Source organism: Brevibacillus sp. MCWH (assembly GCF_013096935.1).
Taxonomy (GTDB): Bacteria; Bacillota; Bacilli; order Brevibacillales; family Brevibacillaceae; genus Brevibacillus; species Brevibacillus aydinogluensis.
Genome location: NZ_SDLF01000001.1, coordinates 311,089 through 334,261, shown reverse-complemented (window position 1 = coordinate 334,261; position 23,173 = coordinate 311,089). Strand labels below are relative to the sequence as shown.

The following is a 23,173-nucleotide window of genomic DNA, read 5'->3' as shown; positions in this document are numbered from 1 at the left end:
GGAACCTTCTCCTTTTCACATCAACCGATCAACCTGCAGACCGACGACTTCTATCTTCAGCCGATTGTACTGCTGCATGTATATCTGCGCTTTTCCCGGCGTGTATTTTAACACGGGTGGTCGGATTTGGGTATGGTTCTCAAATCCTTGTTTTTGGATATTGATCAACGTAATGCCATGACGAAACCCAATGTCCACCCCTTCGTCGGGATAGAGCGGGGTCGACAAGGGTGTGGGGGTAATGCCGAACCTGTCAGCCGCCTGTTCAGGGATGGGGTCCTGCGGGTTTTCGATCGCCCGCAGTTGGTCCCCCTCCTGACTGATGCGGGCGATCGCCTCCAGCCACTGCTGTTTGCCGAAAGCGGCGTTGTCGTCGCTGAACTGCAGCGGTGTTCGCAGCCCGAGACTGTATCGGGCGCGGCTGGAGTCGATCGTGATCTCGCCGGGGTCCTGTCTGATCTGCAGGATGGCCGGCCTTTGTCGAAGCTGGAGGTCAGCATGCGGCTGCTGAATTTCCTGCACGGGTTTTTGAACGGAGATTCCGATCCGCGCCATCGTGCTCTCCATTCGCAAGGAAGCAATGGGCATGTGCGTCTACCCCTTGGTATTATCGCAGAAAATCAACCAAAGACGGCTGGATGATCCTCGCCCCGGCAGACAGCGCGGCCCGGTGAACATTCTCCTGTGCCTTCAGTTGGGTGATTACTTCGGCGATGTCCGCATCCTCGTTTTTGGACATCAACCCGGTAATGGAGACCTCGCTTTTGGACAGCCTGTCTTCCACCAGTTCCAGCCGGTTGACTCGTGCCCCCAGCGCAGCCCGCTCGGTCAAGACAAAATCGGCCTGCTGTTTCAATTGGTCACTGTATGCCGTCGCAGCGTTGCCATTGTTCAACTCCGTGACGATGTTGTCCAGCAGGGTAAAAATATTGTTCCCGGCCGGATTGTTAAACACATTCTGCGCGTTGATGTTGATCGGCACATACGTATTCTCGCTGATTTCCAGTCTAATCAGAGAGCTGTTCGTGTTGGTAAACTGGCCTGACGCGGTATCGTAAGGCGGTCTGGTGGAATCGGTCCCGGCAAAAATATACCGCCCGTTCACCGTCTGGTTGGCTATATTGCCCAGGTGGTTTTTCAGTTCAGTGATTTCCATGGCGATCATTTTCAAGTCGTCATTGGACAAGGTGCCGTTGCCGGAGGCTACCACCAATTCCTGAACGCGCTTGTACACGTTCCCCACCTCATCCAGTGCCTGGTCTGTGGCGTCCAGCCAGTTGAGCGCTTCCGTCGTATTTTTGGCGAACTGGTCGTTTTCAATCAGCGAGGAGCGGTAAAACATTCCCCTCGTCACAATCACCGGGTCATCAGAAGGTTTGGAGACCTTTTTCCCCGACGACAACTGTTCCTGCAGTTTATCCATGTTGCCCATCGAATTGTACAGATTGCGCAGCATGTTGCGGTTAAGCATGTTTTGCGTTACGCGAACAGCCATGTGTTACCCTCCCTAACGACGTTACAGACCGACTCGGCCCATGCCGTTAATGATCCTGTCCAAAATTTCGTCAACAGCTGTGATGGAACGCGCTGCGGCGTTGTAGGCGTGTTGGTACTTGACCAGATTGGACATCTCTTCGTCGATGGAGACGCCTGACACCGATTCGCGTTGTGCCGCCACCATGTTGACAATGGTTTCCGAGTTTTTCTGATTGCGGATGGCTTCCTGTCCTTTTACGCCCAGTTCGCCAATGGTGTACCGGTAATAATCGTCCAGTGTTGTCGCTTCTTTGAAGTCAGTGGGACCTGCTCCTGCAGGGATGATCTTGAATTTGATCTGAGCGATGGCCAAGGCGTTTTCGTTATTGCCTGCCACTACGCTGCCGTCCGGCTCCGGTCTGGCTGCGGCGATGGCATCCAGACTGGCCAAAATGGCCGGGTTGATCGCGATGTTGGCAGCTCCGGTCGGATCCGCAGTGCCGCCACTTATCCTGTCAACAAAGAACGGGATTTGGGACGAACCGCCTCCGGCGTTAATGTCGCTGATGCTGTATCCCAACTTGTGCACATTGTTGATTTCCCTGGTCAAATTGATGGCGAGGAGATCGAGACGCTCCATCGTGCCGGGAATCAGCACGTCCCGCGATTCCAATATGGCAGTGATTGCGCCAGATGTCGGTTTGAAGCTGACCCCGCCAATGGTAAATTCATTGAGACCGGTCTGCGGATTTCTCACCGCTGCCACCGGAACCGAGGTATACCCGTTTACCAAATCCCGGCCGTCTACCTCAATGTCCACCATACCGTTTTCCACATAGTTAACTTTCACCGGCACCAGCTTGGACAGCTTGTCGATCAACACGTCCCGTTGGTCATACAGGTCGTTTGGCACATACCCGTGCGGCACGACGTCGTTGATCATCTTGTTAACAGCGGCGATTTGCTGGGCCAGCGAATTGACCTCAAGCGCTTTGACGCCGATGACATGATCCATGTCCTGCTGAATTTGCTGAAGCTGCTTGTACAGATTGGCAAAAGTTTCAGCTACCGCAATGGAACGCTCCCGCACAACAGCACGGGTAGACGGGTTGATCGGGTCTTTGGACAGATCTTGCCACGCCTGCCACATCTGGTCCATGACCTTTTGCAACCCTGTCTCGGAAGGCTCCTGCAAAATCGCCTCTATTTTGGCTAGGGCATCAACCCTTTCGTCCCAATAGCCAAGGATTTTGTTTTCGTTTCGAAACTGGAGATCGAGAAAATCCTCACGCAGACGCTGGATATCTGACACCATCACACCAGTACCCAACAAGCCGGCCTCTCTGCTCATGTTCAGGCCGACATACGGAATGCCAGTAGTCGCAACCATATTGACGCGCTGCCGGGTGTAGCCTTCCGTATTGGCGTTGGCGATGTTGTGGCCGGTGGTATTCAATGCCGCTTGCTGGGCAATAAGCCCGCGCTTGCTCACTTCCAACCCATGAAATGTTGAACGCATGATTGCACCTCTTTTACGCTTTGGTATTGAAAAAACTGCGATGGCTTCCGCGGAACGCCTCCGCCGTCGGATTTCCGTAGATAAAGTCATCCTCCGGCGCATCTGTGATCAGGTTGAGCGTCATGTTGACAAAAGAAAGGGACTGTTCCAACAACTGCTGATTGAGCTCGTTGGCATCCCGCAGTTCAGAGACAATCCGCATCAGTTCGTCGCGGTACGTGGTCAGACGCATCTTCTCTTCCGCGCTGGTCGTCAGCTTGATCAGGTCAGAAAGCGTGCCGTTGTCCCGGGTGAAACCCAGAGAAGCGAACAAGTGAGCCGCCACAGCCTGGCGGGCTTCCTCGGCGCTGCCGACAGCCTGGATCAGTTTCTGTTCCTGCTTGGTGATGGCCACCAGTTCGTCGACGTCACCCTTGATCAGCACGTCCTTTTTTTGTACGGCAAGCGTATACAGCGCCTTGTGCAGTTGAATCAAGTTGTCGAGCAGTTCGTAGAGTTCATGCCACTTCGTCATGAGGACACCTCAGCTTTCCCCTCGAGGTCGTCATACGCGTCCCTTACAGCTTGCGCCAGAAGGACAGGATTTTGTCGGCGAGCTTGTCGCTGGGAACGCGATACGTCCCTTCCTCCACCTGTTTTTTCAAGCGCTGTATCTTTTCCCGTCGCGCGGGAGAGTCGGGGTCCTCCACCTGCTTCAGCATCTCCAGGGCTTCCGCTGAAATGTTCACTTCATCCTTGCCCATGGACAGCTTGCGCCCTTTGCCAACCGGCGTCTGCCCCGTTTTATTGTAGGCATTTATCATTCCCGTGCGGTTCGGTTCCTGAATACGCATCTGAAAAACCATCCTCTCAATCCAAACAGACATAAAAGACTGGGGAGCAGGATCGCTCCACATCCTCATCATAACAAGAAAACCGATGATACTTCTTTAGTAGTATCATCGGCAAAATACCGGCAAACGATTAGTTTTTTCCGCGAAAACTATTCGTCACGATTCTGCTTTCTTCGATATGTAGCTTCTATCAAGCGAGCCCGCTTTTCTTCTTCCAGACGCCGCTCGACGTCGAGATCCAGCACGATGTCCCGCTGCAGATGCTTGGTGCAGTCGGCACAATACTGTCCGCTGCGAATCAAAAACCCGCATCGATCGCAGGGATAGCCCATGTTGGGGTTGTTGGCAATCGAAATTCGTCTCTCTTTGATGAATCGGGTAATCTGTTTAATGGAAACTCCGGTTGCTTCACTGAGCTGATAGATCGTCGCCCCCCGGTTCTCCCGCTTGCGCAGAAAAGAGGCGCACCGTTCATATTCTTTTTCTATCACCTGATGACATGAAGGGCAAATATCGCGAACGACCTGCACAAACAGGGTACCGCAGCGTGAGCAGTTAGACAGTTTGCCCAGTGACATAAGCACAACTCCTTTGATCTCCCCGTACTTGCTCTTGATGTTCAACCCGTTGTACTTCCATCATAGCGCATTTTTTCCAAGATGGCTATGAAGAGAATAAAAACATGGAGAGGGTTGGCTGTCTCTTAAATTAATAAAACGGAGCTGCCGGCTGCGCGGTGCATGGAAAAACCATATGAAAAACCGTAACGAAAATCTTCTCCTTTAAAGTCTACGCCCTTGATGGCAGTCGCAAACAGGCAGGCTCGATGCTACCGAAAGACCGTCAGTGAATAGACGCGGCAGCCATGCCCCACCTGATCCCTGATTGTCTTTGCGCAGGCACGCAGCGTGGTGCCGGTGGTGTAAATATCGTCCACGAGCAGAATGGCGTCGGAAGCCTTGAACAGACGCCCAAGTAATGCCGGGCCAACTCTTTGCCGCCAGTACGACACATCCCCGCGTACACGGACACCTGATCCGCCGCCATCCGCAGTGATCTCCATCTCGCGGCTGCGACAGGACACAGGACCCACCCACTCAAACGCTCCCCGCATGCTCTCCTGCCGCGCGGTACGCCCGCCCTGCCTGCTCAGTTTCGGGGTATGCCTCGTCCGCGCCAGCAGGGGGACAGCATCTACGCCAATGTGGTTGCTCAGCCCCCGCACCATCAGCTCCACCTGGTTGAAGCCGCGCTCCCGCAAACGGTTGTCATGGAGGGGAACAGCGGCTGCACACCGGAATCGAATTGATCCGTAGTAGCGGTAAAAGGCCAGCGCCAGCAAAGCGGCAAACAAGCCGGCCATGCGTTCGTCTCCTCTGTATTTGAACCGGCTGAGCATCTCTTTTCCCCACTCGTTGTAGACCAGCAGCCCACGGTTGCCGGACAACGGTTCTTCCTCGACAGATGCGCAGTCCCCGCACTTCTGCTGATTTGACAGCAGGGGAAGCGTTGGGCCGCCCATGTCCCGTCCGCACTGGACGCAAATCTGCTCGCCCACGATCGGCAGGAGCCGAAGACAATCGGCACACAGACCCAGTCCGTCCAGCAGCCGGTAGACCGCCGGGTAGCGGCCGCTGCGCGCTATGGCCAGAGACAAGCGCCGGACTGTCTCCTCCCGCGAGGTCACCCGGCCGCCGCAGCTTACACACGGCTCTCGCAGCATGAACGCGCCTCCTTTTCCCGCAGCCGCTCCGCCAAACGGTTCATCCTGCAAATCTGCCTGATGGCAGCATAGGGGGCGGTGGAACGATGAGACTGGATAAACAGTATGGTTCCCTCCGGCGCGTCAGCGGAACGGCCCACGCGTCCGGCAATCTGGACGAGGGAAGCCTCGTCAAAAACGGGGGCATCCGCCCCGACGACAATCACGTCACTGCGCGGAATGGTGACTCCCCGTTCCAGAATGGTAGTGGTCACCATCACCGCAAAACGCCTGTCCCGAAAGAGGCGTACCTTCTGCTCCCGCTCCGGATCGGCGGCATGGACGCCCGCCAGCGCGTTTGCGTGATCCGGCAGCCGGGCCTGCAAATACTGCAGGACCCGGGGAACGTCCTCCACCCGCGGGACAAAGACGAACACCTGACGGCCGGCCGCGAGGGAAGCCTTGACGCCATCGAGCAGCGGCGGTACAGCACGCCCCAGCCGCATCCGCTTGTCCAGGGCAGCTACCGTGCACACCCTGGGCACCGGCAGGGGATATCCGTGATACCGCCCCGGCAGCAGCACGTGAGTAGCGGAGTGGGTCGGGAACCGAAAGGCGGATGGGACCAGCCGCTTTCGCAGATAGCGGGGCGGCGTGGCGCTCAAATACAGAGTTTTCCCGCCGGGCTGAACGGCGCGGGAAACTGCCCGGTACAAGACAGGGTTGTTGTGGTACGGAAACGCGTCTGCCTCATCCAAAACGACCAGGGGAAAGCGCTGATAGTAGCGCATCACCTGGTGGGTGGTGGCAACAGTAATGTCAGCGTCCTCCCATTTTTCCCGGCTGGACCCGTGAACGGCGATCACGCGCGCTGCCGGGAAAACGCGCTGCAGGCGGGGGGCCAACTCCAGCACCACATCCTTGCGCGGCGTGGCGATCAATACCTGTCCGCCATCCGCCAGCGTCTCCCGGATGGCAGGAAACAACAGCTCGGTTTTCCCCGCTCCGCAGACCGCCCACATCAAAAACGCCGCGGGCCCCGGTCTGCTGGCCGCTACGAAGCGTCTGGCCCGTTCCGCCGCAGCCGCCTGCATCTGCGAATACCGCCCCTCCCACTGGAGAGCAGCCGCTGCGCCGTCCTGGCGAAAGCGGGTGCGTCTGCCGGGAACGCAGAGATACGGCGTGCAGCATTTGCTTTTGCCCATGTCCAAACATGTCGTGCAGTATGCGCAGCCCTGCCCGCAGGAGTGGCAGAGCGTGAGCGCGATCCCCCGCTCGCTGCCGCAGCGTCCGCACCGCATCGCCAAACGCCGGCGCCATATGTCGCGTCTCACGAACAGCTCAATGCCCGGCCGCCACTCCGCTTTCCCGTCGAGTACCAGCCACTGCAAGCATTCCGTGCGCAGACTTCCCGTCCAGCCGCGCCGATGCAGAAAGCCGTCCAGCTCTTCCAACAGCAAAGCGCGCCCCTGCAAGAGCAGATGCAGCCGCTCACTGTCTGCGCGCAGATCGGGAAGGGCACCGGCGGACAGAGATGCTCCAGGACTTGGCGGAGCCTTTCCTTCGGCATCTGCTCGCTCATCAGTTTGCCGGCCATCGGAATCCTCCGTGTCTTCCCCGGTCACCTCAATCGAAAACCACTCTCCCCTGAGCGGCTGCATGTCCCCGGCTTCCCGGCCGTACAAGGCGTTGGTTTCCCTGACGTGTGCCAGCGCCCATTCCCGCATGGCGGCAATCTCCTCTTCCCCGACATCCCGACCCTGCAGTCGCGCGTTCAGCATCCCTCTCAGGTAAAAGGCCAGCGCCAGCGATGGGCTTTTGCCAATGACGTGGAGCCTGCAGCCGTCCCGCTCCCGCCAATACATCTGATCCACCGTAAAACACGGCGTCACATACACGTGCGCCGCCTCGTCGCCCACTTTTACATAGAGCAGGTACTCTCGCACACTACCGCCTCCGTCCCCCTTGTCTCTGCAAGACCAGTGTGCAAAAAGACAGCAGCTGTCTGCAAATATTTCGGGACCGTGAAGCAGCACGACAAAAGAAAAAAGCGCGTTATATCACGCGCTCCCACTCGTCTGTATGGCGAAGGTCTACGATCACGGCCGGGGCGTCGGCCACCTCTTCCTCCTCGTCGGCGCAGAGGCAGCCGGCCCGTTTCAACACAGCCGTGATCCCACATGTATCATCAGTCGATCCGTAATCGACATACGAGATGCGAATCGGTGTACCGCTCCAATACGAACGGGCATGCAGCCGCCGGACTGCGTATTCCAGCACCTGCTCAGAGTTGCCGAGCAGCAGCCGGTAATGCACGCATGATTGGTCCGCTCGCACTGCCATGCGGCTGATCCAGCGGTTTGCAAGTGTCACCAGCAGAGAGGAGCAGCCATATGCCGCCAACAGCCACACCACCAACTCTTCCATCACGGTCATACCTCCTCTTGCAATCAAGGTATGCCAGATGGCTTGTATATGGTGCAGCCGCCTTCCCTCTTTACAGTTTCACCCAGCCGTTTTTAATGGAAATGACTACAGCCTGTGTCCTGTCTTGCACGCTCAGCTTTTGCAAAATGCTGCTGACGTGGTTTTTCACCGTCTTCTCACTGATAAACAAAAACTCCCCGATGGCCCGGTTGCTTTTCCCTTCTGCCATCAGCTGCAGCACCTCGCGCTCGCGGCGGGTCAGCGACTCGATCACCTTCGGATCGACCGGCTCCGAATCCTCTGCCGCAAACGTCCGTTCCGCCACTCCTTCCTGTTCGCTTAAGCGGCGAAATTCTTCAATCAGCTTGCCTGTTACTTTCGGATGGATATATGCGCCGCCTCCGGCCACCACGCGAACGGCTTCCACCAGATCGTTCGTCCCCATCTCTTTCAACAGATAGCCGGACGCGCCGGAACGCAGCGTACGGTACACGTAACCTTCGTCGTCATGAATGGACAGGATGATCACACGGGTATCCGGGCTTACGGAAATGACGTGTTCCGCGGCGGAGACACCGTTGACATTGGGCATGTTGATGTCCATCAGGATCACATCCGGCTTGTGCTCCTCAGCGAGGCGATACGCCTCTTCCCCGTCGGAGCCTTCGCCGATTACCCGAAAGTCGCTCTCCATTTCCAAAATTCGTTTGACGCCTTCACGGAACAATTGGTGATCGTCCACAATTACAATCCGGATTTCTTGCTGCCTTTTCTCCATGTTCATCCTCCCTATGTACGATTTCGCACTCAATATTTAACCGGTATTTGAAACATCACTTTCGTTCCTTCTCCAGGCGACGACTGCAGCTCCATCGTACCTTCGAGCAGTTGCGCCCGCTCCTTCATGCCCAACAGCCCAAAAGACCCTCCTTTGGCTGTGAGCTGGTCTACATCAAAGCCGATCCCGTCATCTTTGACAACGAGAACCAGTGCATCCTCCAAAAACTCCAGTTTCACCTGGACCTTGTTGGCCCCCGCATGCTTTTCCACGTTGTTCAGGCATTCCTGTACCAGACGGAAGATGGCGGCTTTGACGGAGCTTTTGAGCGGCTGCTCTACTCCAAACACAACCAAGTCGACGGTAACCTGCGTTCGCTCCTCGTAAGTTTGAATGTATTTCTGCAGCGTGGGCACCAGCCCCAAATCGTCCAGCGCCATTGGCCGCAAGTCAAAAATGATCCGCCTCACATCGGCCAAACTCATGCGGACCATTTCTTTCAGTTCGTGCAGTTCCATCTGCGCTTCCAGAATGCGGTCATTTTTCAGCATCTTCTCTACAATTTCCGAGCGCAGCACCACGTTTGCCATCGATTGGGCTGGACCGTCGTGAATTTCACGCGCGACGCGCTTCCGTTCTTCCTCTTGGGCCTGAATAATTTTCAATCCCATCATCTGATGCTGTTTGGCCGTCTCCAGTGCTTCGTCGACCTTGCTCAAGTCGCCAGTCAGATATCCAAGCACAACGCCCATCTGCGTGACAAGCTTTTCTGCCCGCTCGATCGTCTCCTCCAGGTTGCGAAGCTGCCGCTCCAGATCATTGCGCCTGCGCTTCAGGTTGTTTTCCCGTTCCCGAAATATGGACAACTCTACCTGGATCCGGCTCGCTTCCTCGTACGCGATGCGGATGTCTTCTTCCGTATAGGTGTGGAAGTTGCGGCTCACCAGCACCAGCCGGTTGCGCGACTTGCGGTAGGCGAGCTCCAGCGCATCCACCTTCTGAATCACTTTGGAAATTTCTTGTCGCAATTCATGCAATTCCAGCTTTAACGTGTTACCCTGCTGGCGTGCATGTTCGGAAATCTCAAAGATTTGCGCCTTGCTTGCCTCCACCGTCTCAATCGTTCGTTTAATTACTCCATCCAACATGCTGATGCTGATTGCCTGGTTCATTCCTGCTCTCCTTCAAATCCGTTTTTCGCTTTCGTAAACAGCTGGTGGAGTTGGGCAGTATCCATCTCGCGCGAGCCGACGTCAAAACGCGGGATCTTAAGCGGATTGACGCCGGGTGTCACCACTCCCGGATTGGAGTTGAACACGTAACGGTAGCCTGCTTGTTGGGCGGTCTGCAGAACGATGTCATTAAAAAAGCCGAACGGCAAGGATATGGTTTCCACCGGTCGGCCCACCAGATCGCTCAGGCCGACACGGGACATGGTAAAGTCAACGTACAATCGGTTCCGGTATTCCTGCTCGTTTTCCAAGCGCTGCAGATCCTCCATGTAAACGGGAGCAGTCTCGGGCCCCCATTCTCCCCATTCGTTGCTGGCGGCTTGTTCATGCAGACTGTATGTGTGTGAGCCGATATCCACCAGCCCGGAAACGAGCATTTCGTTTATCTGTTGGCGAGTCAACGGTGTCGTCATATTTTCTCGCTTGCGCTCCGCGGTGTCCCGCAGCCGACCTGCAATAGCAAAATTGACGGATGGAAACTGGTACTGCCGCAGCACGGGAAACGCATGCGTGTAGTAACTCTCGTATCCATCGTCAAACGTAATCAGCACGGCGTTGTCGGTAGACAGCACGCCAGTGTCGACAAAACGCAAAAACTCCGACAACGAAATCGGATGCAGGTCATTCTCGCGCAAAAACGCCATATGCCGGGCAAATTGGTCCGGGTCAATCACATAGCGTTGGTTCGATTGATTCGACACATGGTGGTAAGTCAGCACCACCACCCGATTTCGATACCACTGCCTGGGTACGACGGCATCCTCTTTTTCTACCGTTCGTTCCCGCGCTGCAGCAGTATCATCCCCGCTTGTGCTTATAGACGTAGGAACCGGGGGAAAATGTTGCACTTTCGGCATGTAGGTATTTGGAAGATGCACACCCCCGAGCAGTCCGGCAGTCACGACCAGACCGAACGACACCAGAATGAAAAGGAAGAAGGGCCACCTTTTCGGCAACAAAATCCCTCCTTAAGCCTACATAGTGATTCGACACCAGAGAACGGATTCCTTTATGACCAGATTACCATTCCTATCCAAGAAAAAAAGCCTAGTGCGTGCACTAGGCTCTCCCTACTCGGTTGTTATTTCAACAGACCGGCAGCGTCCTGTTTCAGCGCTTCTGCCTTGTCTGTCTTCTCCCACGGCACATTCAGGTCATTACGCCCAAAGTGACCGTATGCCGCAGTCTGTTTGTAGATCGGACGACGCAGGTCAAGCTGTTTGATGATACCTGCCGGGCGCAGGTCAAAGTGCTTGCGGATGAGCTTCACCAGCTCCTCCTCGGCGATCTTGCCGGTGCCAAACGTATCCACGCTGATGGACACAGGCTGTGCCACACCAATGGCGTACGCTACCTGCACTTCGCACTTGTCCGCCAGGCCTGCTGCGACGATGTTCTTCGCTACGTAACGAGCAGCGTATGCACCGGAACGGTCCACCTTGGTCGGGTCTTTGCCGGAAAACGCGCCGCCGCCGTGACGAGCGTAGCCGCCGTAAGTATCCACGATGATTTTGCGTCCGGTCAAGCCGGCGTCGCCCTGCGGACCGCCGATCACGAAACGGCCGGTCGGGTTGATGAAATACTTGGTCTCGTCATCCAGCAGTTCTGCAGGAACGATTGGCTTAATGACGTGTTCCATCAGGTCTTTTTTGATTTGTTCCAACGTCACTTCCGGAGCGTGTTGGGTGGAAATGACAATGGTGTCGATGCGAACCGGCTTGTCGCCGTCGTATTCCACAGTCACCTGGGTTTTGCCGTCCGGACGCAGATAGCTGAGCGTGCCGTTTTTGCGCACCTCGGTCAGACGACGGGCCAGCTTGTGCGCCATGCTGATCGGCAGCGGCATCAGTTCAGGCGTTTCGTTGCAGGCAAACCCAAACATCAACCCTTGGTCGCCAGCGCCAATCGCTTCGATTTCCTCGTCGGTCATTTTGCCTTCGCGCGCTTCCAGAGCCTGGTCCACACCCAGGGCGATGTCGGCAGACTGCTCGCCGATTGCGGTGATGACGCCGCAGGTGTCCGCGTCAAAGCCAAATTTGGCGCGATCATAACCGATTTCGCGGATCGTGTCGCGCACCAGCTTTTGAATGTCCACATAGGTGTTGGTGGTAATTTCACCCGCCACGAGCACGAGACCGGTGGTTACGGACGTTTCGCAAGCAACGCGAGCGTTCGGATCCTTTGCCAGGATCGCATCCAGAATGGCGTCGGAAATTTGGTCACAAATCTTATCCGGATGACCTTCGGTGACAGATTCAGAAGTGAACAGGCGACGACCTTTTTGCAATGCCATGTGTACGACCTCCTTTAGACTCATACAAATAGTGTGGTGGCCGAAACAGGTTCTTATCAGTCGAAGGCACATGCAAAAAAAAACCTTTTCCGTTTGAGGAAAAGGTGCTTGTTTTGATGCGTTCCTTACCTCTTATCGGCCAGAACAGATTTCCGTTCTGCTGGTTAGCACCGCTCAAGTCGGTTGCCGGGCTTCATAGGGCCAGTCCCTCCGCCTACTCTGGATAAGAGTATCCATTCGCATAATAGAATACTGGTTTTTCTCTTCGGTGTCAATATGCACTTAGCGGATTTCGTATTTGCCGCGCACCATGATGTAGGCCACGCCGCTGTAGTTCGGGTCCAGCCGCAATCCGCGGTTGTCGGAGCGGGCGATCAGGAGCAGGTGGTTGTGGGAAACCGGTGCACCGGCACGGAGATCCGCCCCCTGCGTAATGTCGGTCAGACCGTCTCCATTGTTGCCGGCGACAGCTTGCACCTGTCCGGTGCGGACGATGAATTCCGTCCCTTCAAAGCCGTACAGCGTCTGGCCCGGATTCAGCTCCACCACGGTCAATCCGCTGTTCCCGCCGCCTGCGCTGCCCAGCGCTCGCTGAATCTGCTGATCGACGTAGCTTTTCGTCACAACCGGGTCGTCTGCAGAACCCGGCACGCCGGCGCTTCCGCCGTCAGCCATCGCTTGGGAAGTAAAAATGGCCGTGCCGACAACTGCAGCTGCAATCAATCCTTTTGTCGCTTTGTTCATCTCGATGTCCTCTCCTTTAATTGTTGATCACAATTTGTAGACTCTGGCCAACAGAACGACTACTTCGGCTCGGGTCGCGCGTCCCTGCGGCTTGAAGAGATTCCCGTAGCCCTTCAGCCAACCTCTGGAGGTGAGCGCCTCGATCGCCGGAGACGCCCAGTGGCTGATCGGTACGTCACGGTATGACGACCTTGAGTGCTTGGTCAAAAGCAAGTTCTGGGCGCGGGCGGTCATCTGGGCCATCTCCGCCCGGGAGATGGGCTGGTTCGGCTTGATCGTCCGGTTGGGGTACCCCTGCATAATCCCCAGTTTATACGCCATTAGAAGCGGCTGGTAGGCCCAATGGGAGCTGGACAGGTCGCCAAACGGATTGCGGCCCGTATACGCCCCCACCGGCAGCCCTTTGGCCCGCATGGCTTGGATCAGCATGGTGGCAAATTGTGCCCGCGTCACCTGCTGATTCGGCTGAAACGTGGCATTGTCAAAACCCTTGACGACCCCTTTTCGAGTCAGCCGGGCGATTTCGGCGCGAGCCCAGTGACCGGCAATGTCCCGATAGCCGTCCACCAGCTTCTCCTTGTGCAGTGTGAGGCGGTAGGCATCGTATTTGAACGGGACCGTACTGCTCAATCGGATGTAGTACTTCCCAGGCTTGAGCTTTAATCCGATGACTTCCTTGCCTTGATCGGACAACTGGGCCACCTGATCGGTAGCAGCCAGCGCATAGTTAAAGGTATGGGACCCGTAGATCTCGATGCGCATCCCCTTGGACACGGGGACAAACGGCGCACGAACGCTGACGTAGGATTCCGAATCCACGGTAAATTGGAACCAATCTGAATCGGTATGGGTCGGCAAGGTGCCGGTCATCAATGTGCCGTTGGCCAGTTGAGAGGCCTGGCGATACGTATCGTTTGGTTCATTGACGTCCTTGCGAACCGGCGTGAAGGACAAATCCAGCCGGTACTCCCCGTTTACCTGATTGCCCCAGTATTCGCTGATGCGTATGTAATACTTGCCCGGCGACACATCTTTTTGTGCCCGCTCGACCGGGTTGTCCCGGTCCCAGGTGTCGTACTCTTCCCATCCCTGCCCCTGTTTGCCGATGCGCATGTTCAGATCCATTCGCTTGGTGTCAGGGGTAACCGTAATGTTCAGCCGGCCATACTCACGCACGTAGTAGGAAAACCAGTCCTGATCGCCTTCCTCGTGAAAATTGCCGGTCACGCTGATCTGATTCCCGACCAGGGGTCGCGCCGTATCCATGTTGTTGTTTCGCTCGTAGCGGTCCGGGTTGATCGAAAACGAGCTGGTCAGCACGTAGGTAAACGCGTTGACCCCGCCGGTTCGCTCCAGTTTGATCAGCATGCGTCCGGCCTTGGCCGGAACCGTCAGGGTATCGCCGTTGCCCATGTAATACGTGACAGGCGTACGATTTTCCGAATAGAACGTGGCGGCCATGGGGGACGATATCGAAGTGGATATAGAACCCCTCAGCGTCACTTTGCCATCGTAGGGAATATCCATCTTGTACCAGTCAATCGTGTCGGACTGGTTGAGCCGTCCGCGAATCTGCGACTCGATGGGAAACGGACTGGCTTGTCCCATGCTGTTGTTCGGCTCGTGAAAATCCGTCGAAGGGTTGCTTCGGACGGCCCGGTCGACATTGAGCAGGCCGTAGCCCGTCTGCCGGTCCCAGCCGCGCTCGCCCAGATCCGTGGCGGTCTGGTACAGAAGTTGTCGCACATCGAACGGCGACATGTTGGGACGGCGGGCCAGCACCAGCGCTGCGGCCCCCGCTACCTGGGGAGCAGCGGCCGACGTGCCGCTCAACGTGCCGTATTTGCCTCCGGGCTTGGTGGTGTACACGTTCATGCCGGGAGCCACCAGATTCAACTCCGGCCCCGAATTGGACTCGCTCAGCGGTTGGTTGTTGCTTTTGACCGCCCCGACAGCGATCACGGTCGGATACGCAGCCGGATAGGCGACCCGGTCGCTCTCGTTGCCGCTGGCCGCCACCAGCACCGCTCCGCTCGCTTCCGCCCGCTGGACCGCCTCCGTCAAGGCTTTGGAGTACGACATGCTGCTGACCGACATGAGGATCACCTTGGCCCCCCGGTCCAGCGCCATGTTTATCCCCTTGGCGATGACGTCAATATTGTCCTGCTGGCCGTATTTGTCCAGCACCTTGATCGGCAGGATGTGGGCGTTCCACAACACCCCGGACACCCCGATGCCGTTGTTCCCCTTGGCCGCGATAATCCCTGCCACCGCCGTGCCGTGTCCGTTTGCGCTGTCGTCATGCGCAGACTTTCCCGGATTCACCAGATTGATCCCCGGCAGTACATTTCCTTTCAAATCGGGATGGTTGGCATCCACCCCTGTATCCAGGACGGCGATGATGATGGAATTGTTGCTGTTGACCGTTTTCCACGCCTGGTCTGCCTTGATCTGCTTGAGATGGGTCTGGTTGTTGATGTACCGGTCCGACGTGATTCCGGCCGCTGACACGGTTCTGACATTCGCGATCACCGCCGCCAATCCGATGGCGACCACAAGCCCCAAAATGATAACTCTCCTCATGAAAATGACAGTCCTTCCTCCCCTGTTTTTCCCATGACGGCGAAACACAGGGAATCAGGTAGTGGCGGGTCACATGCCCTTCTCTGTACTTTCTACCATTTCTATCTATCTAGCATAGCGGAACAAACAGATGAAACGCAACCCTGTTGATCCAATACCTGGAACGTCATCCACCCAAACAGCAATACCCCCTTCTGCCACTGCGGCAAAAGGGGGTGGTTCTAAAACGTTTCGTTATTGCAATAAGCCATTTGGCTGCGAAGTTTTAGGCGCAGCCGGTCCTTTTTTCTGCTGCTTGGCTTTGGGGATGAAAGCGGTGCAATCAGCGGCTTTCACGCCTTCTTTCTTGATCGACGTTGCCGGGATTTCAAACGCCCACATCCGGCTGCCCTTGGCTTCCACCTTCAGGTTTTCCAGCGTGTAGTGGACGCGGGCCACTGCATCTCCAGCCTTGTCGTGCACGATAATCGGCACTTCCGTAAATTCCAGACGCTTGTTCAGCCCGTTGCGGAACAGCACGACCACCTTCAGGCCGTTGTTGGTTCCATCCAAAATGTCCAGCACCTGCAGGTCCACCAGGTCATCTTCAACCGGCAGAGCAGCTGCCTTGTCCTGGTACTGCTGCTGCTCCTCTTCGGTCAGCTCTCCGCCCAGCATTTCCGGGTGCTCGGCTGTTTTCTCAGGTTTCTTGTATTCCAGTGTGAGCGGCACTTCCTTATCCGGCAGCTCCTCAAACTCGCTCCACGGGAACAGGAACTCACACGGACGGCTCGACTTGTCGCCGACCGGCCCAAACTCCAGCAGATGGAACGTTTTGCGGGCGACGACTTTTCCATCCGGAGTGACCAGTCTCAGCGGCAGCCGTTGAAACAGCATGTTGCGGCTGGTGGCATTGCGGATAAAGGTAAGCACCAGGTACCCTTCCTGCGTCACCTGAGTAAAGAACGGGAAGATCCCCACTTCGTCCCGCACCACGGGCGGCAGCTCGTCGTGAATGTACTGCATCAGCTCGGCTTCCTGCTCATCCAGCTTATCGCCCCAGGGGCCGTGCAGGTTCAAGACCATTTCCTTGGACGGGATGCGATTGGACGACTGCTCCGGATTGTCGATCCCGGACACGCCCAGATAAGACTCCTTTTGCAGGTGATTGTGCACATCTTCGCGCACTTGCTCCAGGCTCTCTTTGGAGCCAAACCAGTTTTCCAGCAACCAACTCATGTCAAAACCTCCTCATTTCCCGACCAGCGGATACAGGTAACAAATGCAGGGGCGGTCAGGTAACCTCCAGCATCCATCGTTTCAGGCTGGCGTTTTTCTTTTTCACCGCATTTTCCGGGAAGACAAACAGCCACGGTCGACTTGTCCGCGGACGGACCCGAATGCTGCTGCCGTCGATGATCCCGGTTGCGACCACATCGCCCTCCGTGTCGGATACGGTGATCGTCAATTTACCCGGGCGATAGTCTACCGGCAAGCCATTGCGGAACAGTACAGCCACCACCAGCTCTCCCCTTTTCGTCCAGCCGATGTCAAAGCCGGTAGCCTCAACGGTTTCGGCTTCAATCGGCGGTAGCGAATGGCTCAAGAGCTCCAGGCGGTCTTTTTGCCGTTCGGTCATGCGTGCTTCCATCTGCGGGTCAAGGTCGAGATGTTTGGGCCAGACGTAAGGGTTGGCCTGCGCCTTCATCATCACTTTCCAGCGTGAGAATCTGAAATTCTCATGCAGGTACGTGCCCTCCGGAAAGAATACTTCCCACGGACGGCTGCTGCGCGGCGGGATCGATCCCATTCCGCTCAGGTCAACCCGCTGACGAGCAAACGGCTTGTCATCCAGATAGATCGCCAGGGTAATGTCTTTAAACCGCACTGGTTGATCCAGACCATTGCGGACAAACATTGCCACAGTAAGGCCCTCCGGATTCGGAATCAGGCTGAATCCGGTCACGCTGATGCTTCCGGCCGGCACATCCGGCAGTTGTGCCTGCAGAAAACGGAGGGTGTACTTTTTCTCGTTGTCCAACTGCTGCTCCCAGGCCGGGTGAAGGGACAGGTCCGTCCTCACTTTCTGGTTCCCGGCCTCCGCAGCCGGCACGGACTCCCCTGCTTCAACCTCCGCCTCCTGTTCGCTCAGTTCGGCAAAATCGACAGCCGCATCTTCCTGAATCTCTTGTTTCAACTCTTCCATGGAGCGCGTTTTTCCCTGCTCCTTGTTCAACCAATTCTTAAAAAAGGAAAACATCTGCATCCTCCTCTCCTGACCGCAGCACAAATGAAGCTTCTCTCTATGATAAGACTTTTCGGCGGGCGGGGTCAAATGGCCGCAAGCGATTAAACGCCCGCTTTACCCCTGCGGCACGCCCACCTTCCAGCGAGAGAAGTCCGCGTCATCCTTCAACACACTTTCTTTGGGGTAGATAAACATCCACGGTTTGCTGGTATTGGCGTTGACGGTCAACCCCCCCAGTTCAAACAGCCCTTCCGCCACCTTGTCTCCTGCCGCGTCGTAAAGGGCGAGCGGCAGCTTTTCGATGGACAGCGATTGCGTCGACCCATTGCGGATCAAAAGCATCGCGTGCAGTGCACCATCCTCCGCCCGGCGAAGCTGTACACTCTGAATGTTGACTTCCCCTTCCTTTAGCGGCGGCAGCCGTTTGGCCAGTTCAATCAGGGACTGTTTCTGCTCGTCCGTCAGCGCCTTGATCCACGACTCTTCCAGTTCCAACTGCTGAGGCAGCACCAATTTTTTCTGTGCCAGCTCAAACGCAATCTTCCAGTTGGTGAGCAAAACGTTTACCTGCAGGAAGTACTCCCGCTTAAACACAAACGTCCACGGTCTGGCCGCGAACGGCGGAATTTCGCCCAGCTCTCCCAGGTCAAACGTCTGTCGGGTGAACAACTGCTGATCCCCAAACAACACGACCAGCGGCATCTCCCCCAGGCGCAGAGGCCGGTTGGTGCCGTTGCGCAGGAAAGCCGTCACCTGAACACCGTCATCGTGCGGGACAAGCGAAATGCCGGCCAGGGAAATATTCCCCTCCTGCAGCGGCGGCAGTTCCTGTGCCATAAACGACAACGCGTATTTCTCCTGCGTAGTCAGCCGCTTTTCCCACGACTCGTGCAGCGACAGGGATGTAGTCACGCCAGCCGCCTTGGACTCCGTCTCTTTTTGCTCCGGCGCCTTCTCGGACACGTCGGTATCCGCTGCCGGCAATACCGACTCCTCCTGCACCTGTTTTTTCACATCTTCCGGCGTCGGCGTTTTCCCCAATATGTTTTTCAAAAAGGATAACATAACGTCTCTCCCAACTTTTCTCTACATCTATATGTAAAGGTTTATAGAGATGCTGTTCGTACTCAACTATAGCACAGTGAGCCCTTAATGCAACAACGAAAACTTGGTATCCGTTGGAACGCGTGTTGGATGCGGGCACGGTGCCTTCTAAAACAAATTGAGAGGGCAAAACCTGCGTATGGTTCGCCCTCTCGTTTTGACTCAGAGTGTTGTCTTTACGGCGTCGTCACCGTCTGTGTGCCGGAGCCGGCCGATTCGGAAGCCTCGCCGGTTGGTGCCGTTTCTGAGGCAGCGGATTCCGATGTGTTTGACGCTTCGCTCGCGTCTGCTGCCGGTGAGGGCGCTGGTTCTTCCCCTTCTCCGCTTGGTGCCGGTGTCTCCGGTGTGGTGTCAATATCGTCGGTTCCCGTCAGGCTGCCATCCTCGATGATGATCAGATCCCCTTTCTCCTGATAACCGACTTTTGCCTTCAGCGTTTCCCCGATAAAACGGAGCGGCAAAAAGAGGCGGCCTTTTTTGATCACCGGCGGGGTCTCCAGCTTGATCTTCTCCCCGTTCACTTCCGCTTCGCCGGAATCGAGATACAGCGTGATCTTGTTGTCGCCGCGCACCACTTCGACGGTGCGGGTCTCCCCGTTCCACTTCACCTCGGCCTTCAGCGCAGCGCCGATGGCACGCACAGGCACCAGGGCGCGTCCCTTTTCCACGAACGGGGCGGTGTCCATCACGACTTCTTTTCCATTGACAAACGTCTTCAGCGACGTGTCGCCCGTTTTCTCGTACAGTTCGCCCAGCTTGTCGAACAGTTTCTGATCGCCTGGTTTATAGAAGCGGTTGAGCAGTTCTTTTTGAACGTCCAGCGCCTGCTTCAGTTCGGACTGCTGCTCCAGCATCCTGGTCAGCTCTTCGTATTTCGCTTTCAGTTCTTCCGTTGCCTCTTTGACTTGCTTCAACTGCTGACGCAGTTCGATCAGTTCCTTCTTGGTCTTGACAGCTTGCTGGACGGCTTCTTTTGGAGACACGCCTCCTGCGGTCGAACCGGAAGGCTTGTCCTTATCCGGTTTTCCCTTGTCCTTGCCCTTTCCCTTGGCGTCTTTGTCCACTTGACCGCCACCGTTCCCTTTTTGGGCTTCTTTTACCGGTTTTTCCGCATGGACCGCGGCCAGCGGCGTACAGGCCAGCAGGGTGAGCACCAAACTTGCAGACAGCCATTTCTTCATCAAAAATTTCCCTCCCGCTTGCACCAGAAGTAATACGTGCTCTGTTTACCATATCGGCAAATCGGCGGGAACTTGATAGGGGAAAGAGGGCCGGCTAAAAAACAGCAAGCCCCACGGAAATGGGGCGCCGGGTAAAGGCATCATGCCTGTTCCAGAATCTTGTCGATAGTGGCCAGCGTCTCGTCCGGAATCGTCATCCCGGAGGCTTTCACGTTGTGTTCCACCTGCTCGGGCACGCTCGCTCCGATGATCGCGCTGGAGACGTTCGGTTGGCGCAGCGTCCAGGCCAACGCAAGCTGGGCCAAGGAAAGCCCCAGTTCTTCGGCGATGGGACGCAGACGCTCCACCTTGTGCAGGTTCTCTTCTTTCAACCACGATTTCACTGTCTGGTTGCCGCGTTTGTCGGCCGCCCGGCTGCCCGCAGGCGCCTCATTCACCGTTCGGTACTTGCCGGCAAGCACGCCCTGCGCCAGCGGCGAATAGACGACCTGTCCGATGCCGTTTCGCTCGCACAGCGGAATGATTTCCTTCTCAATCTCTCTTGCAAACATGTTGTACAGCGGTTGATTCGCCACGATCCGGTGCAGCAGGTATTTGTCCATGATCGATAATGCTTCGGCGATTTGCGCCGCTGTCCAGTTGCTGATACCGACATACAGCACCTTGCCCTGCCGGACGAGATCGTCCATCGCCCGCAGCGTCTCTTCCATGGGGGTGTCGTTGTCGAAGGCGTGGCAGTAGTACACGTCGATGTAATCGAGACCGAGCCGCTTCAGGCTCGCTTCGCACTGTTCCATGATGTGCTTGCGGGACAATCCCCGGTCGTTGGGTCGATCGCCCATCGGTCCCCAGACTTTGGTCGCCAACACGTACGACTCGCGGGGATACTTCCGCAGGGCCTCACCGACCACCTTCTCCGCTTCCCCCTTCATGTAAATGTTGGCTGTGTCGAAGAAGTTGATTCCCAGTTCATAGGCCTTGTCGATGGTGGAGATCGCCTCCTCCCTGCCGACATAGCCTCCGTACGTCAGCCAGCTTCCCAGGCTGATTTCGCTCACTTTCAATCCCGAGTTTCCGAGACGACGGTAATTCATCTTCGTTCCCTCCCGAGAAAGTATTCGAAAGCGGGTAGCTAATGCGACTCTTTCTCAATTTTATCACGAAGCTGTCCGAGTGCTTCAAGATGTCAAGAGGCAGACTCAACAGAAAGACCCCCATCAATAACGATGAGGTTCTTTTCCAACACGTTTTTCTATACCCGAAAACGCGAAATATGTTGCTGCAAGTCCTCAGACATTTTTGCCAGCGCCAGGGCGGAAGACGAGATTTCTTCCATCGAGGCCAACTGCTCTTCCGCAGCGGCAGACACATTCTGCGTTCCAGCGGCTGTTTCATTCGCCACTTCCCGGATCAAGGTGATGGAACGCACGATTTCTTCCACAGACGCCGACATCTGCTGCGCGCTGGCGGAAACCTCCTGAATCTGCACGGCTACATCATTCACGGAGCGCTGGATGTGCGCGAAAGACGTCCCTGCCTGGGTCACGACGTCCATTCCTTCGTTCACTTCATCTTTTACCTGATCCATGGAAGTGACCGCCTTCTCCATCTGCCCGTGGATCAACGAAATGACGTCGTGGATTTGATTTGCAGACGCCGCCGACTGCTCCGCAAGTTTGCGCACTTCATCGGCAACGACCGCAAATCCCCGCCCGTGCTCACCCGCTCTTGCCGCTTCGATGGCTGCGTTCAGCGCCAACAGATTGGTTTGAGAGGCGATGTCGGAGATCACCTGAACAATCTGGCCGATTTCTGCGGAACGTTCGCCCAATTCCTTGATGACTGCTGCCAGATCGTTCACCTTGTCGTGAATCGATCCCATCTGTTCGCCGGCGGTTTGGATCGCCCGATTCCCTTCCTCTGCCACCTGGGCTGCCTGTATGGACGAGGCGGATACCTGCTGGGCGTTTGCCGCAATTTGTTGGATTCCCTGCGCCATCTCTTGAACAATCTGGGCGCTTTGCCCCACACTGACGGCCTGCTGCTCGGAGCCTGAGGCGACTTCCTGCACAGTGGAGGCGATTTGCTCCGTAGCTTTACTTGTTTGCTCCGCACTGGCTGTCAGCTCTTCAGCGGAAGCAGCCACCTGCTCGGCGCTGATGCGCACCTGCTGAATCAAGCCGCGCAAATTGTTTTTCATGACCGTAAAGGAATGAACCAGTTCCCCGATCTCGTCTTTGTTGGTTACAGAAAGATCGTCTGCCGTCAGGTCGCCGGACGCAATCGTTTCGACCGAGGACTTGAGCCGCACAACGGGCCGCGAAATCAGTCGGGATACCACGTAGCCAATGCCAATCGCCAGGATGACCGCGATCCCGCTGATCACCCATACCGTTATCTCCACGCTGTTTACCATCGCGGCGTTTTCCTGAGTGGCCTGGGTCATGAGCTTCTGCTGTCGTTCACTGATCTGTTCCGCGATGGTTTGCATATCCCGTGAAATCGGAAACAATGAGGTCGTGGCAAAGGCCAGAGCCTGCTCGTTCCCTACTGAAACGATCAGACTTTTCGATTTTTGAAACTGCTTGTTCAGTTGTTCAATCTGGCTGAGATACACTTTGGTTTCCTGCGTATCGGCCAGTTCCATGGAGATTGAGACCAATTCCGACAACGTCTTGCTTGTATCCTCCACTCGCTGCAGCGATGCTGCATTGTGGGTCAGCAAATAGTCTCGCAAACTGTTGTTCAGTTGGGTCGCGTTCACTTGAATGTTCTTCGCGTTCAAGAGAATGACAGCTCTTCGGTTCATGACTTCAGAGAACGAACTGTCCACTTTATTGAGGAAGTAAAGTGACAGGCCGCTTACCATTACCAAAAGAAGTACGACTGATAAAAATCCGGCGGTTACTTTTCTGCCAATCGTCCATCTCATGTCTCTACTCCTCCGATTGATAGGGACTTGCGTCTCAGACTGTTCGCTCACGACCTTGTCAGATAGGAAAAAATACCAAAGAGAAGATAGTATCAAACTACCACGAGAACGCGTAATGGTCAATGCCCCCTGTCATGCGCTC

21 protein-coding genes and 1 riboswitch are annotated in these 23,173 nt (G+C 56.1%); all 21 genes read right to left on the bottom strand.

Features of this window, described 5'->3' with window-relative positions; all coding sequences use genetic code 11:
• Positions 1–15: 15 nt before the first annotated feature.
• Complete coding sequence (locus tag ETC00_RS01480; protein WP_171564178.1) at positions 16–588, bottom strand: DUF6470 family protein; 573 nt, start codon at positions 586–588, stop codon at positions 16–18.
• A gap of 19 nt (positions 589–607) precedes the next feature.
• Positions 608–1,495 carry a flagellar hook-associated protein FlgL gene (flgL, locus tag ETC00_RS01475; protein WP_171564177.1) on the bottom strand — a complete coding sequence of 296 codons (888 nt, stop codon included), beginning with the start codon at positions 1,493–1,495 and terminating at the stop codon, positions 608–610.
• Positions 1,496–1,516: 21 nt separating this feature from the next.
• On the bottom strand, positions 1,517–2,995 hold the full coding sequence (gene flgK / locus ETC00_RS01470; protein ID WP_171564176.1) for a flagellar hook-associated protein FlgK: 1,479 nt from the start codon (positions 2,993–2,995) through the stop codon (positions 1,517–1,519).
• Positions 2,996–3,008: 13 nt separating this feature from the next.
• Positions 3,009–3,509 (bottom strand): flagellar protein FlgN, encoded by a 501-nt coding sequence (locus tag ETC00_RS01465; RefSeq protein ID WP_171564175.1) that lies wholly within the window; start codon positions 3,507–3,509, stop codon positions 3,009–3,011.
• 43 nt (positions 3,510–3,552) lie between these two features.
• Entirely contained in the window at positions 3,553–3,828 is a 276-nt protein-coding gene (gene flgM / locus ETC00_RS01460) for a flagellar biosynthesis anti-sigma factor FlgM (protein ID WP_171564174.1), read from the bottom strand.
• A gap of 149 nt (positions 3,829–3,977) precedes the next feature.
• Positions 3,978–4,406, bottom strand: coding sequence for a TIGR03826 family flagellar region protein (locus ETC00_RS01455; RefSeq protein WP_171564173.1), 429 nt, complete (start codon positions 4,404–4,406; stop codon positions 3,978–3,980).
• 251 nt (positions 4,407–4,657) lie between these two features.
• On the bottom strand, positions 4,658–5,551 hold the full coding sequence (locus tag ETC00_RS01450; protein ID WP_171564172.1) for a ComF family protein: 894 nt from the start codon (positions 5,549–5,551) through the stop codon (positions 4,658–4,660).
• Positions 5,530–7,476, bottom strand: coding sequence for a DEAD/DEAH box helicase (locus tag ETC00_RS01445; RefSeq protein WP_230077477.1), 1,947 nt, complete (start codon positions 7,474–7,476; stop codon positions 5,530–5,532). Before ETC00_RS01445 ends, ETC00_RS01450 begins: the two co-directional genes overlap by 22 nt.
• A gap of 109 nt (positions 7,477–7,585) precedes the next feature.
• Positions 7,586–7,957 carry a glycosyltransferase family 2 protein gene (locus tag ETC00_RS01440; RefSeq protein ID WP_171564206.1) on the bottom strand — a complete coding sequence of 124 codons (372 nt, stop codon included), beginning with the start codon at positions 7,955–7,957 and terminating at the stop codon, positions 7,586–7,588.
• Positions 7,958–8,027: 70 nt separating this feature from the next.
• Positions 8,028–8,735, bottom strand: a complete 708-nt coding sequence (locus ETC00_RS01435; RefSeq protein WP_171564171.1) for a response regulator — start codon at positions 8,733–8,735, stop codon at positions 8,028–8,030.
• Between the two features lie 29 nt (positions 8,736–8,764).
• Positions 8,765–9,907 carry a sensor histidine kinase gene (locus ETC00_RS01430; protein ID WP_171564170.1) on the bottom strand — a complete coding sequence of 381 codons (1,143 nt, stop codon included), beginning with the start codon at positions 9,905–9,907 and terminating at the stop codon, positions 8,765–8,767.
• A complete protein-coding gene (locus ETC00_RS01425) occupies positions 9,904–10,923 on the bottom strand; it encodes a polysaccharide deacetylase family protein (RefSeq protein WP_249179184.1) in 1,020 nt (339 codons plus the stop codon). The genes ETC00_RS01430 and ETC00_RS01425 overlap by 4 nt, the downstream gene beginning before the upstream one ends.
• Positions 10,924–11,048: 125 nt before the next feature.
• Positions 11,049–12,254 carry a methionine adenosyltransferase gene (metK, locus tag ETC00_RS01420; protein WP_171564204.1) on the bottom strand — a complete coding sequence of 402 codons (1,206 nt, stop codon included), beginning with the start codon at positions 12,252–12,254 and terminating at the stop codon, positions 11,049–11,051.
• A 135-nt stretch (positions 12,255–12,389) separates the two neighbouring features.
• Positions 12,390–12,490: riboswitch (SAM riboswitch) on the bottom strand.
• A gap of 52 nt (positions 12,491–12,542) precedes the next feature.
• A complete protein-coding gene (locus ETC00_RS01415; protein WP_171564169.1) occupies positions 12,543–13,004 on the bottom strand; it encodes a hypothetical protein in 462 nt (153 codons plus the stop codon).
• A gap of 27 nt (positions 13,005–13,031) precedes the next feature.
• Positions 13,032–15,587: a S8 family peptidase gene (locus tag ETC00_RS01410; protein WP_171564168.1), complete on the bottom strand. Its 2,556-nt coding sequence runs from the start codon at positions 15,585–15,587 to the stop codon at positions 13,032–13,034.
• 234 nt (positions 15,588–15,821) lie between these two features.
• Complete coding sequence (locus tag ETC00_RS01405; RefSeq protein WP_171564167.1) at positions 15,822–16,805, bottom strand: SLAP domain-containing protein; 984 nt, start codon at positions 16,803–16,805, stop codon at positions 15,822–15,824.
• 55 nt (positions 16,806–16,860) lie between these two features.
• Positions 16,861–17,826: an SLAP domain-containing protein gene (locus ETC00_RS01400; RefSeq protein WP_171564166.1), complete on the bottom strand. Its 966-nt coding sequence runs from the start codon at positions 17,824–17,826 to the stop codon at positions 16,861–16,863.
• A gap of 102 nt (positions 17,827–17,928) precedes the next feature.
• Positions 17,929–18,879: an accessory Sec system S-layer assembly protein gene (locus tag ETC00_RS01395; RefSeq protein ID WP_171564165.1), complete on the bottom strand. Its 951-nt coding sequence runs from the start codon at positions 18,877–18,879 to the stop codon at positions 17,929–17,931.
• A gap of 215 nt (positions 18,880–19,094) precedes the next feature.
• Positions 19,095–20,099: a copper amine oxidase N-terminal domain-containing protein gene (locus ETC00_RS01390; protein ID WP_171564164.1), complete on the bottom strand. Its 1,005-nt coding sequence runs from the start codon at positions 20,097–20,099 to the stop codon at positions 19,095–19,097.
• Positions 20,100–20,239: 140 nt separating this feature from the next.
• A complete protein-coding gene (locus ETC00_RS01385) occupies positions 20,240–21,193 on the bottom strand; it encodes an aldo/keto reductase family protein (protein WP_171564163.1) in 954 nt (317 codons plus the stop codon).
• A gap of 158 nt (positions 21,194–21,351) precedes the next feature.
• Positions 21,352–23,031, bottom strand: coding sequence for a methyl-accepting chemotaxis protein (locus ETC00_RS01380; RefSeq protein ID WP_171564162.1), 1,680 nt, complete (start codon positions 23,029–23,031; stop codon positions 21,352–21,354).
• Positions 23,032–23,173: the final 142 nt, after the last annotated feature.